The organism is Streptomyces sp. NPDC100445 (assembly GCF_044759735.1).
Lineage (GTDB): Bacteria > Actinomycetota > Actinomycetes > Streptomycetales > Streptomycetaceae > Streptomyces.
The window spans coordinates 278,066-291,200 of record NZ_JBIVZV010000001.1 but is presented as its reverse complement, the minus strand read 5'-3'; the positions used below and the strand labels follow the sequence as shown (position 1 = coordinate 291,200).

Here is a 13,135-nt window from a genome sequence, read left to right as displayed (position 1 = left end):
GCGGAGCGCGTCGCCGATGTCGCCGGGGTCCTCCTGGCGCGGGTTCCGGAGCGGGTGCCGCGCCGGCCGCCCGCGGAGCCGCCGCGCGAGACCTCCCGGGCCTGACACGCCGAAGGGGGCCCCGGCGCACCGAGAGCCCCCTTCCCGGCGGATACGCCGGTCAGCCGTACGGCCCGCTCACTTCCGCGGCTGGATGAACGGCAGCAGCGGCACGACCGCGTGCCGTCCGGCGTCGTCCTTGACGGCCTGCTGGAGGGAGGTGAGTTGGATGTCCACCAGGCGGCGGGTCATCGGATCCGTGAGGACGGTCGTGCTCCCGCCTTCCTCGGCCACGGTGTCCTCCATCTTCGCCGGGGCCTCGCTGACGTGCACCCACGGGCCGCTGATCACGAACGCGTGGCAGTCGTGCAGCACACGGCCCAGATCGCTCAGGGCGTTACGGCCGAGGGCGCGGCCGGGCGTGGCCACCATGGTGACGACGCATTTGGCCAACAGCGCGGACCTGGCCACCGGACGGGAGGCCCAGTCGATGGCGTTCTTGAGCACTCCCGGGATGGAGCCGTTGTACTCCGGGCTCGCGATGACCAGGCCGTCCGCCTCGGAGATCGCCGTGCGGAGCCGGCGTACCGGCTCCGGGGGTTCCTCCACGTCGAGGTCCTGGTTGTAGAGCGGCACTTCACCCAGGCCGTCGAAGAGCTCGATTTCCATTCCCTCGGGCGCCAGCGGGGGCAGTGCGCGCAGGAGGCGTGTATTGAACGAGTCCTGACGCAGTGACCCGGAAATGGCGAGAATGCGCAACGAACGAGCTCCCTCAGGTTTTGTGGAATCGGCTCACTGTACAGTCCGCTTGCCCGGTCGCGGTTCCTTTTCGGTCTGTGAGCTGTTCACAGCTTCGGTCCGGTGCCCCCGTCGGTACCATCCGTCAGGTTGGTAGTTCTCCGCGCCACGGCCCACAAGGCCTTGCCGCAGCGGGTGTCGGCCGCCTACCTTCAGTCGGCATGACGACGTATACGGTGAATTCCACACACGAAACGGTGCGTTCTGGAATTCTTGACCCGAAGGCGCCGCCCGCCGCCACGATCGAATCCGGCGACCAGGTCGAGTACCCGAGTACTTGGACGAATTGGCAGAACGAGATGAAATTCGGCATGTCGTTCGCCGAGCGCACACGCCTGCGTCAGCAGTATCCGGGCTGCCCCTTGCAGTTGATCGGGCCGGTGGAAATGACCGGTTCCCGGCCCGGGGACGTCATCGAATGCCGGCTCGAGCGGCTGCGGCTCGCGGACTGGGGGTGCAACGTCTTCCCGACCGGTGCGGGGGCGCTCCCGCACGATTTCGACGAGCCGTACACGCACTACTTCCGCTTCGACGAGACCCGGACCCGCGCCGACTACGTGCACGGGATCTCGTTCGCCCTGAAACCGTTCCTCGGCATCGTCGCGGTCGAGCCGGCCGGTGATGACCCGGTCGGCGCACTTCCGGCCGGCGCCTACGGCGGCAACCTGTCGCTGCGCGAACTCACCGTGGGCTCGTCGCTGTTCCTGCCGGTGGCCAAGCCGGGCGGCCGTATCTGGGTGGGCGACGTGCACGCCCTCCAGGGCGACGGCCTCGTCGACCAGACGGCGATCAAGTCCACCGCGGAGGAGTTGCGGATGCGCTACGACCTGCACCGGGACGTCGGGCTCACCCGGCCGCTGGCCGAGACCGACACCCACTGGATCGGCTTCGGCTTCGCCGACAACCTCGACGACGCCCTGATCGACTGCGTCCGCGGCATGATCGGCTGGTTCAGCGTCGCGGCCGGCGTCGGCGCGGCCGAGGTGTATGCGCTGTGCAGCATCTCGGCGAGCTTCCGCGTCACCCAGTACGCCGACCAGCGCGACGCCCCGCACGTCGGCCTCGAAGGACCGCCGAAGGGCGTGCACGGCCTGCTGCCGAAGGACATCTTCCCGGCGGAGCTGCGGGCGCGCGTCGACCGGTGGCTGCGTCCGGGCCACTGAGGCCGAGGGCTGCCGTCCGGCGGAGCGGCCGACCGGCAGCCGGCCGCGCGGAGGGTACCGCTCAGCCGGAGTCGACCGGGGCCCTGCCGGTCACCCCGTCCGCCACCGTGGCATCCATCGCCTCGGGCGGCGTGGTCGGCCCCGCACGAACCGGTGGCACGGGTCGCCACCGGACCCGGCGGCACAGCGCTTCCCGCGTTGCCTGTCAAGGTGAGGGATGGCGGGACGCCGGGGGATCACTAACGTCGCTCCAGCCTGCCGGTTCCGCCGGCCTGAGGAGGATGTCGTATGGCAGTGCCCATCACCTATCAACAACTCGTGGACCGGACCGACCACTTCGCCCCGCCAGCGGTGCTGACCGCGGCGGCGCCGCTGTCCCGCATGCGCTACCCGGACGGGCACGTCGGGTGGCTGGCCACCGGGCTGGAGGTGGCCAAGGAGGTGCTGAGCAGCCCCGCGTTCAGCCACAACTTCCACTCGGCGCACTTCCCCCTGCTGAAGAAGGGGCAGCCGTTCCCCTCCATGCCGATCATCCCCGGCATGTTCATCCACATGGACCCGCCCGAGCACACGCGGTACCGCGGCATGCTCACCGCCGAGTTCGGCGCCGGCCGCATGGCCGAAATCACCCCGCGCGTCCAGGAGATCGCGGCCGGGCAACTGGACGTCCTGCGCACCCAGGGCTCACCCGCCGACCTGCTGTCCGCCTACATCCGGCCGCTGGTGCTGCGGGTGCTGTCCGAGGTCGTCGGCGTCCCCTACGAGGACAGCCCCGTCCTCGCGGCGCTGGCGGACACCGCCAATGACGACGAGGTGCCGCTGGAGGACGAGTTCGCCGCCGAGAAGAAGGCGTTCTTCCTCACCCGTGACCTGGTCGAACGGGCCCGGGTCTCGCCGGGGGACGACATTCTGGGACGGCTGACGGCGATCGGGGGCCTCTCCGACCGAGAGATCACCAACATGCTGCTGGTGGTGTTCGTCGCCGGTTTCGCCACCTGTGAGGGAGCCGTGGCGGCCGCGGCGCTCGCCCTCCTGCACCACGGCGACCAGCTCGTGGCCTTCCGCGCCGCGGCCGCGTCGGGCCGGGGCACCGAGTCCGCGGTCGAGGAGCTGCTGCGCCACACCACCGTGAACCAGTACCAGATCTTCCGCACGGCGCTGGAAGACGTGCGTCTGCACGGTGAACTGGTCCGCAAGGGCGACACGGTGACCGTCTCACTGCCGGCGGCGAACCGTGATCCGGCCCGCTTCGGCTGCCCCGCGCACCTGGACCTCGACCGGGAGGACGCCGCCGGCCACATCGCCTTCGGCTACGGCCCCCACGCGTGCGTCGGTCAGCGCCTCGGGCGTGCCGTGGTGGGCACCGCACTGGAGACGCTCGTCCTGGGACTGCCGGAGCCGGCGCTGGACGAGCCGCTGGAGGACATCCCGCTGCGGGCCCGTACGCCCGTGCTGAGCGTGCAGCGGCTGCCCGTCCGCTGGTAGCCGGCGCACGACCTGTCCGACGCCCGCACCACGCCCGGCCGGTGACCCGAGCCGGGCGTTCGGTGTGCGCGCGGCACGCGTACGTGCGGCCGGCCGGTCGCGGACCGCGCTGTCCCGGTCCTGGGGGAGAGCCCTTGTCCCTCCTCCGGCGACGGCCCCCCCCGGTCAGCGCGCCCCCGCCAGCGGTGCGCCCTGGAGCTGAGCGCGCAGCTCGTCCACGAGATGCGCGGTACCGCCCGGTTCGGCGGTGCCGAACACGTGGTGGTCGGGGCGGACCAGGACGCTCGACGCGCCGAGCCGGGCGAGATAGGCGTGGTAGACGCCGTCGACGTCCCGCAGCCGGCCGGGCCCGGCCGGCGAGCCGGGCGGTGAGAGCCGGACCACGCGTGCCCCGAGACCGTCCAGGAACGCCCGGTGGACGTCGCTCAACTCATCCGGGTCCTCGGTGGTGATCAGGACGAACCCGGCGCCGACGAGCTGGTCGAAACGGCCGCGCACGCCGTCGGCCTCGACCGTACCGGCGATCATGACCTCGCCCGCGCCGCCGCGCCCGTCCCGGGCCGGCCGCAGCAGGCCCTTGGTCAGAGGCTCCGCGGGAGGAGGCCCCTGCGGCGCGCGGCCGCCGCCATTGGCCAGGATCGCCGCGTCGCGGTCGGCCGCGGCGGCCGGGTCGGTCACACAGATCACCCGGCCCAGCTTGACCGAGGCGGTGATCGACGCCTTGGCCTGCGGTCGGCGTTCGAGCGTGTAGGTGTCCAGCAGCCGGTCCGGCGCGCGGTCCGACAGCACCAGGTCGAGCTTCCAGGCGAGGTTGACGACGTCACGGATACCGGCGCACATGCCCTGCCCGGCGAACGGAGGCATCAGATGCGCGGCGTCCCCCGCGAGGAAGACCCGGCCCGAACGCCACTGTTCCGCCCACATGGCGCGGAACCGGTACGTGGTGCTGCGCAGCAGCGTGGCCGTCTCAGGGGTGACCCCGTGCGGGGCGAGCAGGCGCCAGGCGGTGTCGGTGGTGTCCAGCTCCGCGGCGCTCTCGCCCGGCAGGCGCATGAACTCCCAGCGGCGGCGCCCGGGGCCACTGCCGACCATCGTCGTGGGGCGTGCCGGGTCGCACAGCTGGACGTTGGTCGGGGTGAACGCGCGCGGTGTGTCGAGCCGCACGTCGCAGAGCAGCCACTCGTAGGAGAAGCCGAGGTCGGTGACGGACACGCCGATGTGTTCGCGGACGAAGCTGTTGGCGCCGTCACAGCCCGCCAGCCACCGGGCCGTGAAGGCGCGCGCAGTGCCGTCCCCGGCGACCGCGGTGGCCGTGACACCGGACGGGGTCTGGGCGATGTCCACCACGCGGTGGCCGAGGTGCGTCTCGACGCCGGGAAGCGCCGCCAGCCGTTCGGCGAGGAGTTCCTCGAGCGCGGGCTGGTGCATCGTGTTGGCGTCGGGCCAGCCGTACCTGCCGGTCCGGCTGAACGCGATGTCGAGCAGGGTCCGGCCGCTCGCGGTGCGCCACCGGTAGCCGGTCGCCGGCTCGGAGATTCCGGCCAGGCCGGCGCCTATGCCGGTGGACGCGAGCAGTCGCGCGGTCTCTCCGTCGAAACTCGTCGCGCGGGGCAGCGGATACGGCTTCGGCCGGTGTTCGAGCACGCACACCCGATGGCCGCCGGCGGCCAACAGGATGGCGAGTACGGCACCCACCGGACCCCGGCCGACGACGATGACGTCCGTGTCGGAGGTGTCCGGACCGGGTGCGGGCGAGTGGGATGTGGCGGGCATGTCCAGAGGCCTCCGTACCGCGACAGGTGATGCGGCGGGCAACGGCTTCGGAACGCTACCGGCGGTCTGCGTGCCGTTGTCAAGGCCCCACCAGGATCAATGATGTGACTGTCAGACTTGGGGATGCTGGGATTGCCGCAGTCCGCTTAGCCTTGATGCGCCGCACGAGGTCGGTGCGCACACGAACAACGGGGGAAGACATGTCGACAAGCCGTCCAAGCCGCTCACGCCCACGATTCGGCGTGGAATGAAGCCCTTCGCGGCCGGCCGTCGCGACCGGTGACGTAGACCGGGCGATCGCCGGGTCCCGGCCAGGGCGCCGCGGTACGGGAAGTCGCCGGCCCGCGGTCCTGCCCGGGCCGTGAGATCGCGGCGACGCGGGCCGGCCGGCCGAATCGAGCTGTCACACCTTCGTGTGCGCACGCAATGGAGCGCTGCGCGCAGCACCTCACCGGTGGCTCCATGGTGCCCTCCCACAAGGAACGGATCCCGGTCCGCCGGTTCGACACGGCGTCGAGAGCGGACGCCGGTCCCACCGCACAGTTTGTCGAATGGGAGATTCCATGACCGGGCAATCATGCGAACTGGACGCCTGCGAAGAACCGTCACTGCCGACCTGTGTCGCGCCCGACTGCGTCACCGCCGGACTCCTGACCCGTGCCCACGAGCGCTGGCAGAGCGGCCGCCTCAGGGGTGCCATAGCCCTCGCCGAGGAGGCGGTCCAGGCGGACTGCGACCGCTGCGACAGGTGCTGTTCCGTCTATGCCGAGCTGCTGCTGATCCTGTTCCTGGTCGGCATCCGCGAGGTCGCGGCGGCGGCGGATCTGCAGTGTCGGGTCCTCGCGTCGCCGCAGGTGCAGGGCGACCCCCAACTCATCGCGAGCACCACCCTCGTGGGGGCGAAGGTGGCGCTCGCCGCCGGCGACCACGCGGACGCGGGCGCGCTGGCCGAGCGGGGCCTCGGACTCGCCGTCGAGACCGGCCAGACCGCCTGGACCCCGGTCGGCAACCTGGTGCTGGCCACGACGACCCTCCGCGGGGGCGACATCTCCGCGGCGCTGCACTACAGCGCCAAACTGGAGGAGGACGCGGTCTTCGCCCGGGAGATGTTCCCGATCGGGCAGTCCGCGTGGGCCGTCGTGCAGCTCAGCGAGGCGGGCAAGGGGCGGGACAGGGCCGCGACCCTCGCCAGGGAACTGCTCGAGTCCGAGACGGTCACCCGACGCCTGCTGGCGGCGGAACCCGCGGCGGTGCCCTGGCTGGTGCGGCTGTTGCTCCGGGTCGGCGAGCGCGGCCCGGCCGGTGCGGGAGTCCGTTTCGCCGGGCGGCTCGCGGCCGAGAACCCGGACGTCGAGTCCGTCGGTGCCGCCGCCCTGCACGCCGCCGCCCTGCTGGAGGGCGACCTCGACAAGTTGCGGCGTGCCGCGGAGGCGCACACCGATCCCTGGGCACGCGCCTCGGTGCTGGAGGACATCGGCGTCCGGCTCTGCGAGGGACGGGAGGAATCCCCGGAGGCCGTCGGGTACTTCGAGTGTGCGATGCGCGCCTACACCCACATGGGATCGCTGCGCGACTCGTCGCGGGTGATGAGCCGTCTGCGGAGCATCAACGCCAGTCCGCGCTCCCGGGAACGCTGCCGGCCACGCAGCGGCATCCGGGGACTGACCGACACGGAGTACGCCGTGGCGAAGCTGGTCTCCCAGGGGCTCACCAACGGCGAGACGGCGGAACAGATGTTCCTGTCCCGGCACACCGTCGCCTTCCACCTGCGCAAGGTGTTCCAGAAGGTCGGGGTCAAGTCCCGGATCGAACTGGCCGTCATCTGGAACGAACTCGACACCGGCCCGGCCGCCGATGTCACGCCCGTCCCGAACTGGAGCCGCATCTGACCGGAAGCCGGGCCGCGCCGCGCGCCCGCTCGTCCCGGTGGCACAGGGCGCGCCCGGGGTGGCGCCGCACACCGGGTCCCGCTCCACGGCGCGGGCGAGGGCCACGGCAGCGTACAGCGAGGCGAGTCCGCCTCGGCGCGACGCCCGTACCGGTGGTGCGGGCACGTCCGGCCGGGCCGCGGTGCGCGGATGGTGCGCCATCGTGTCGACGAAGCCGGGCGGCCCGGCGGCGAACCCGCCGGCCACGACCACCATCGCGGGGTGCGTCAGTCCCCGGCCGCCGGTGACCTCCGGCGCGATCAGGTGACAGGTACGGTCGACGGCCCGTGCGGCCCACGGCTCCTCGTGCGCGGGTCCTTCCCGCCGTAGTCGCCGGTACGTCACGTCGGCGCCGTGCGGCCGGCCGGTCCGGGCCGGTGCGGCCGGGCCGCCGCCGGAGTCGGGGCCACCCCGGGCACCGGTCCCGACCCCGGTGCACAGCACGTCGGCGCGGCCGGTCGCCTCAGCCGGCGCGGCCGGGTCTCCGTCACCGCCCCGGCCGACAGGCATGCTCAGGAACAGCTCCGCCATGGCGCGGCGGATGTCCGGGCCGGCCCACCGGGGGCGGCTCGGCCGGACCACCGTGGGGCCGTCCGAGCCGACGATGGCCGGCAGCGCGATGCCCACGGCGGCGAACCCGCCCGGAACCTCCCGGCTCGGCATGCCCCAGTCGGTGGCGGGTCGGGCCAGGTCGCAGGCGGCTCCGCGGCCGGGCCGGCGCACGACGCGCTCACGGGCCGCGCCGCCGAGGGGCCGCGCGCGCGGGGCCGCCTCGGTGCCGCCGACGTCCGTGCCGAGCCAGGCCGCCGGCTCACGTGAGCCGGCGACCTGGGAAGACAGGCTCACCCCACGCCGCCGACCGGAGCGGGAGGACACCAGGCCAGCAGCTCCGCGGGAGATGTCAGGACCAGGTCGGGTCCGGCATGCAGCAGACCGGCCTCGTCGACCGTCGCCCACGTCGCCGCGGCGGAGGTCACGCCCGCGCCCCGGGCGCTCCGCACGTCCGCGGGGGCATCCCCCACCATGATCGCCTCATCGGCCCGGACGCCGAGCAGCCCGACGGCCCGGAGGACGATGTCAGGCGCCGGCTTGGGGCGCGCGACCTCGTCGGAGCCGATCACATGGTCGAAGTACTGGAGGATGCCCAGGGTCTCCAGCAGCGAGCGGGCCCGCACCCCGGCCTTCCCGGTGGCCACGGCGAGCCCCAGCCCGCGGGCCCGCAGGGTCTCCAGCAGATCCACCATCCCGTCGATCACCGGGACCTCGTCGGCCAGCCGGTAACTCTCCCGGACGAACGGCTCCTCCATCTCCGGCGGGAGGCTCATCATGCGCATGATCTCCGGGAAGTACAGGCCCTGGTACCGCTGGTACTCCGCGAACGGGGCGGCCCCGTCGCCCACCACCTCGGCGTACGCGGCGGCGAAAGCCCTGCCCATCACCTCGTGGCTGTCGACCAGGACCCCGTCGAGGTCGAAGATCACCGCGCTGCGTGGCGCGACCGTCGTCATCTCTCACCTGCCTTTGACTGGGCCGGCCCGGCCGGCATCTGGGACGCGGCCGCGGCGGCGTAGACCGCCTCGATGGCCGTGACGATCCGATGGGCGCCCTCGATCGCCCGGCCCCGCGACGAGGACGCGGACAACAGCGTGCTCAGCGTGGAGAGCTGACGGTCGTACTCGGCGCCGACCGGCTCCGCGGGCACCGGGATCTCGCTGACCTCGCCCGCACGGACGTGGGTGATCCCGGACCGCGGTACGCGATGGGGGCTGAACCCGAAGGTGCAGGACAGGACCGCTGATCCGGCGCTGCCCTCGACCCGGATCGTGGTGACGTCGCGCGTCGCGCTGTGCGAGGCCCAACTGGCATGCAGCCCGGCGGAGAGGCCGCCCTCGGCGACCAGGAAGGCGCGCACGGTGTCCTCGACGTCCGCGGTGACGCCCGGGGCCGGTGGTTCGTGCCGCCAGGCCGCCGTCCAGCCCGCCTCGTTCACATGGTCGTCCGTGGTGACCGCGGCGATCTGATCGAACGTCGACGGGCCGACGACCGCGTCGAGCACATCGAGGAGGTGCCAGCCCAGGTCGAACAGGACGCCGCCGCCCGCCTGCGAGCGGTCGGTGAACCAGCCCTTGGCCTGCGGCACGCCACGGGCCCGGATCCAGGACAGGTCCACATGGCGGATCCGGCCGAGCGACGGGACCAGCCGGGCCAGTTCGGTGACGTCCGCCCGGTGGCGGAAGGCGCTGCCCGCCAGCAGGGTCGCGCCCCCGCGTCGTTCCGCGTCGGCGAGGAGTTCGGCCTCGCCGACGGAGAGGCACACCGGCTTCTCCACGAACGTGGCCAGCCCGCGCAGCAGGAGGTCACGGGCGATCGGGGCGTGGGCGTGGTTGGGGACGGCGACGACAGCGAGGTCGGCCTGCCCGGTGTCGAAGGCGCGGGTGTCCGCGAACGCCGGACGTCCGGTGGCGGCGGTGAACGCGGCGCGGCGCGCCGGATCGGGGTCGGCGGCGGCCACCACGTCGTAGCCGTCGTGGGCCAGCAGCCGGGGAAGCCAGATCTCCTGGCCGGACCAGCCGAGTCCGACCAGGAACGTGCGCACGGTCATCCGGCGCGGACCAGGTCGGCGACGATGGCGGCGGCGTCCGTCAACGCCGGCACGGAGCCGAGGAGCGTGCGGTGGTGCAGCCATACGCAGTCCGCGCTGATGGCCTCCGCGTTCGGGCACCGTGCGGCCACCTCGTCCACCGTCTCGTCCGGGGCGTTGATCTCCCAGAACGCGTCGGTCCGGTAGATCGCGCGGAACGCCGTGAACGCCGGGAGTCCCGCCGTGACCAGCCGATCCACCAGGGTGTTGCGCCGCTCCTCGGACCAGCCGGGCAGCCGGAACATCGCCATGTAGTGGGGGTTGCGGTCGGTGCGGTCGTCGTCGGCCTGCGGCTCGACGCCGGGAATGTCCGCCAGCAGCGCGGACAGCACCGGCCACCGCTGCTCACGGAGCGCGATCTGGTCGTCCAGGCGCGTGAGCTGGGCGCGCAGCACCGCCGCCGAGAACTCGTTCAGCCGCATGTTGGTGCCGGCCACCTGGTGCCGGTAGTGGCGGTCGGTGCGGGGGCGACCGCAGGAGTGGCGCAGGAACGCGCTCTCGTAACTCTCGTCGTCGGGGAAGAGGACGGCGCCGCCCTCACCGGCGGTCATCAGCTTGCCGTTCTGGAAGCTGAACGCGGCGACCGAGCCCAGTTCGCCGACCCGCCGGCCACGCCACCGCGCCCCGTGCGCGTGCGCCGCGTCCTGGAGCAGCGCCACGCCCGCGTCGGCGGCGAGCTTCTCCAGCCCGTCCATGTCCGCCATCAGTCCGGCCATGTGCACGGGCATGATCACCTTGGTGCGCGAGGTGATGGCCGCGGCCACCGCGTCGACGTCGATGCAGTACGTCCCGGGGTCCACGTCCACGGGCACGCTCACCGCGCCGAGCCGCTGTACCGCCTGGGAGGACGAGATGAAGGTGATCGCGGGCACGATCACCTCGTCGCCCGGGCCGACGCCCAGGGTCTGCAGGGCGAGTTCGAGCGCATGCGTTCCGTTGGTGACGGCCAGCGCGTGCCGGGCACCGTGGTACTCGGCGAACTCCTGCTCGAAGGCGTTGACTTCACCGCCTCCCATACGCCACCACTGGCCCTGCGTCAGCGCCCGTTCGAGAGCGGCGCGTTCGGTGCCGTCGAACTGGGGCCAGTCCGGAAAGGTCGGTGCGGGCCGGGGATTCATACTGGCTACTCTCCTTTTGTCTCCCGCCCGCGACGGTGGGGTCCCTCCGAGCAGCCTCGGCCGTCCACCGTGGAGAGGGGGTTCTGCGCCGTCTCGCGGACGGCTCCGGAAGAATCCGGGAAGGCCTCCGTGGGCGAGGCGATCAGGTGTCGATCCACCGTAGGCAGCCGGTCGCACCGTCGCATCCCACGACCTGGTAGTGCCCGTCGGAGGGCCTACGCGGCGGATCCCGGCCCACGTGTACGGGGGGTTCGTCGGGGAGCCGGCTCTACCCGGGTGAAGGATGCCGGGTCGTCCGTCGCGAGCCTACGGTGTCGGGCGGGCAGCCGGAAGGGGCGCCGGGACGGGACCGCAGGCCCCGCCGGCCCGCCGGTGCTGCCGACCTCTCATCTCCGTCGCGGAAGGGCCCGGATCATGACCCGCCCCGTCGTCAGCCCAGCTGAGCTCGACTCCCAGGAATCCGCCGCCCCCCGGCCGCACGCCGAGCGGGACCTCACCGAGGTGTGGCGTCGACCGCGCGCGGAGCGGCCGTTCCACCGGCAGCCATCGGGTGCGGACCGCCCCGGACGAACCAGGCTGTGCGACGTCCTCACCGCCGCGTTCGCGCCTGGGACGCTCACCCGGACGCGCCACAACCCGCGCCCCGAGATCGACGCCCTCCTCGCCGTCGCCCCGGACGAGGAGGGCGACGGCACCGTCACGGTGTGGGCCTCCTCGGCCGGCCGTGACGCCGTGGTGTCGGCGGACCCGGACCGCTTCGCACCGGCTCACCGCCCCGACACACACCCGGCCTTCGGCTTCGGTGCGCTCCTGCCCGCTGCCGAGCGGACCGGCCCCGAGCGGTGGACCCACCCGGGCATCCGGCACGGCATGAGTCGCCTGCCGGTGGCACTCGCCCCCGAGGGTCGGTGACACGCGATGCCCCGCACGCGACCGCTCGCGGACACCGGCCTGCCACTCGCGGGCGTCACCGTGGTCGCCGTCGAGCAGGCGGTGGCGGCGCCGCTGGCCACCCGTCACATGGCCGATCTCGGCGCCCGTGTGATCAAGGTGGAACGCCCGGACGGCGGGGACTTCGCACGCAGCTATGACACCAGCGTGGGCGGACTGGCCAGTCATTTCGTCTGGCTCAACCGGGGCAAGGAGTCGGTCACGCTCGACCTGAAGTCGCCCGGCGGGCGCCAGATCCTCGCCGAACTCGTCGCCACGGCCGACGTCTTCGTGCAGAACCTCGCCCCGGGTGCGGCCGACCGGCTCGGATTCGGGGCCGCCGGGCTGAGGGCCCGGCACCCGCGGCTGGTGACCGTCGACATGTCGGGATACGGCGGCAGCGGTCCCTACCGGGACAAGCGCGCCTACGACATGCTCATCCAGTGCGAGGCGGCCGTGGTCTCGGTGACCGGGGCGGCCGACCTTCCGGCGAAGGCGGGCGTTCCCGTCTCCGACATCGCGGCGGGCATGTACGCCCTGTCCGCGACCCTCGCCGCCCTGGTGGGGCGGGGGGTGGGAGGCGAGGGCGCCGCGCTGGAGATCTCGATGCTCGAGGCGACCAGCGAATGGATGGGTTACCAGATCTACCACGCCCAGGGGACCGGACGTTCGCCCGGTCGTATGGGGCTGTCGCATCCCAGCGTGGCACCCTACGGCGCGTTTCCCACGGCCGACGGCGCCGACGTGGTCATCGGAGTGCAGAACGACCGGGAGTGGGCGAGGCTCGCCGCGGAGTTCCTGGGCCGGCCCGATCTGGCGACCGATCCGGCCTGGGCGACGAACGTGGCCCGCGTGCGGCACCGCGAGGCGGTGGACGCGCTGGTCGCGGAGCACACTTCGGCGACGGCCGCGGACCGGCTCCTGGCCCGCCTGAGCGACATCGGCATCGCGTCCGCTCGCGTCAACGGGGTCGATGACCTGCTGAACCATCCGCAGCTGGCCGCGCGCCGCCGCTGGCGTCCGGTCGAGACGCCCGGGGGCACGGTACGCGGGCTGCTGCCGCCTTTCACCGTCGAAGGTGTGGAGTTGCCGATGGGGCCGGTCCCGGCCCTCGGCGAGCACACCGCGCCGATGCTGCGCGAGCTGGGCTACTCGGCCGCGGACATCGCCGGTCTGCGGCGCTGCGGTGCCGTCTCCGGTGTGCCGGAGGATTCTCCGGCCTGAGCCGGAGGGCCTGTCGAGTCGGCACGGAGCGCGGTG

The 13,135-nt window shown here is 72.9% G+C and carries 10 protein-coding genes; 5 read left to right on the top strand and 5 right to left on the bottom strand.

Annotated elements, in window-relative coordinates:
- Positions 1–177: 177 nt before the first annotated feature.
- Positions 178–798 (bottom strand): NADPH-dependent FMN reductase, encoded by a 621-nt coding sequence (locus ACIQVT_RS01220; protein ID WP_403745724.1) that lies wholly within the window; start codon positions 796–798, stop codon positions 178–180.
- A 236-nt stretch (positions 799–1,034) separates the two neighbouring features.
- On the opposite strand from ACIQVT_RS01220, the gene ACIQVT_RS01215 reads away from it, so the two are divergent.
- Both ACIQVT_RS01215 and ACIQVT_RS01210 read left to right on the top strand, forming a co-directional pair.
- Entirely contained in the window at positions 1,035–2,000 is a 966-nt protein-coding gene (locus ACIQVT_RS01215; protein ID WP_403745723.1) for an acetamidase/formamidase family protein, read from the top strand.
- A 288-nt stretch (positions 2,001–2,288) separates the two neighbouring features.
- Positions 2,289–3,485, top strand: a complete 1,197-nt coding sequence (locus ACIQVT_RS01210) for a cytochrome P450 (RefSeq protein ID WP_403745721.1) — start codon at positions 2,289–2,291, stop codon at positions 3,483–3,485.
- Between the two features lie 165 nt (positions 3,486–3,650).
- Here ACIQVT_RS01210 and ACIQVT_RS01205 read toward each other — a convergent pair whose 3' ends face one another.
- The gene (locus ACIQVT_RS01205) at positions 3,651–5,258 is read right to left on the bottom strand and encodes a bifunctional 3-(3-hydroxy-phenyl)propionate/3-hydroxycinnamic acid hydroxylase (protein ID WP_403745718.1); all 1,608 of its coding nucleotides are present in this window, start codon (positions 5,256–5,258) and stop codon (positions 3,651–3,653) included.
- 563 nt (positions 5,259–5,821) lie between these two features.
- Here ACIQVT_RS01205 and ACIQVT_RS01200 point away from each other — a divergent pair.
- Entirely contained in the window at positions 5,822–7,147 is a 1,326-nt protein-coding gene (locus ACIQVT_RS01200; RefSeq protein ID WP_403745716.1) for a LuxR C-terminal-related transcriptional regulator, read from the top strand.
- An 881-nt stretch (positions 7,148–8,028) separates the two neighbouring features.
- Here the strand turns inward: ACIQVT_RS01200 and ACIQVT_RS01195 are convergent.
- From ACIQVT_RS01195 to ACIQVT_RS01185, 3 genes are read right to left on the bottom strand one after another with little or no spacing between them, the layout of a single operon-like run.
- Positions 8,029–8,694: an HAD-IA family hydrolase gene (locus ACIQVT_RS01195; RefSeq protein ID WP_403745715.1), complete on the bottom strand. Its 666-nt coding sequence runs from the start codon at positions 8,692–8,694 to the stop codon at positions 8,029–8,031.
- Entirely contained in the window at positions 8,691–9,788 is a 1,098-nt protein-coding gene (locus ACIQVT_RS01190) for a Gfo/Idh/MocA family protein (protein WP_403745714.1), read from the bottom strand. The genes ACIQVT_RS01195 and ACIQVT_RS01190 overlap by 4 nt, the downstream gene beginning before the upstream one ends.
- Positions 9,785–10,945, bottom strand: a complete 1,161-nt coding sequence (locus tag ACIQVT_RS01185) for a DegT/DnrJ/EryC1/StrS family aminotransferase (protein WP_403745713.1) — start codon at positions 10,943–10,945, stop codon at positions 9,785–9,787. Before ACIQVT_RS01185 ends, ACIQVT_RS01190 begins: the two co-directional genes overlap by 4 nt.
- A 414-nt stretch (positions 10,946–11,359) precedes the next feature.
- Between ACIQVT_RS01185 and ACIQVT_RS01180 the strand changes: the two genes are divergently transcribed.
- Complete coding sequence (locus tag ACIQVT_RS01180; RefSeq protein ID WP_403745712.1) at positions 11,360–11,857, top strand: hypothetical protein; 498 nt, start codon at positions 11,360–11,362, stop codon at positions 11,855–11,857.
- A gap of 6 nt (positions 11,858–11,863) precedes the next feature.
- Positions 11,864–13,099 carry a CaiB/BaiF CoA transferase family protein gene (locus ACIQVT_RS01175; protein ID WP_403745711.1) on the top strand — a complete coding sequence of 412 codons (1,236 nt, stop codon included), beginning with the start codon at positions 11,864–11,866 and terminating at the stop codon, positions 13,097–13,099.
- Positions 13,100–13,135: the final 36 nt, after the last annotated feature.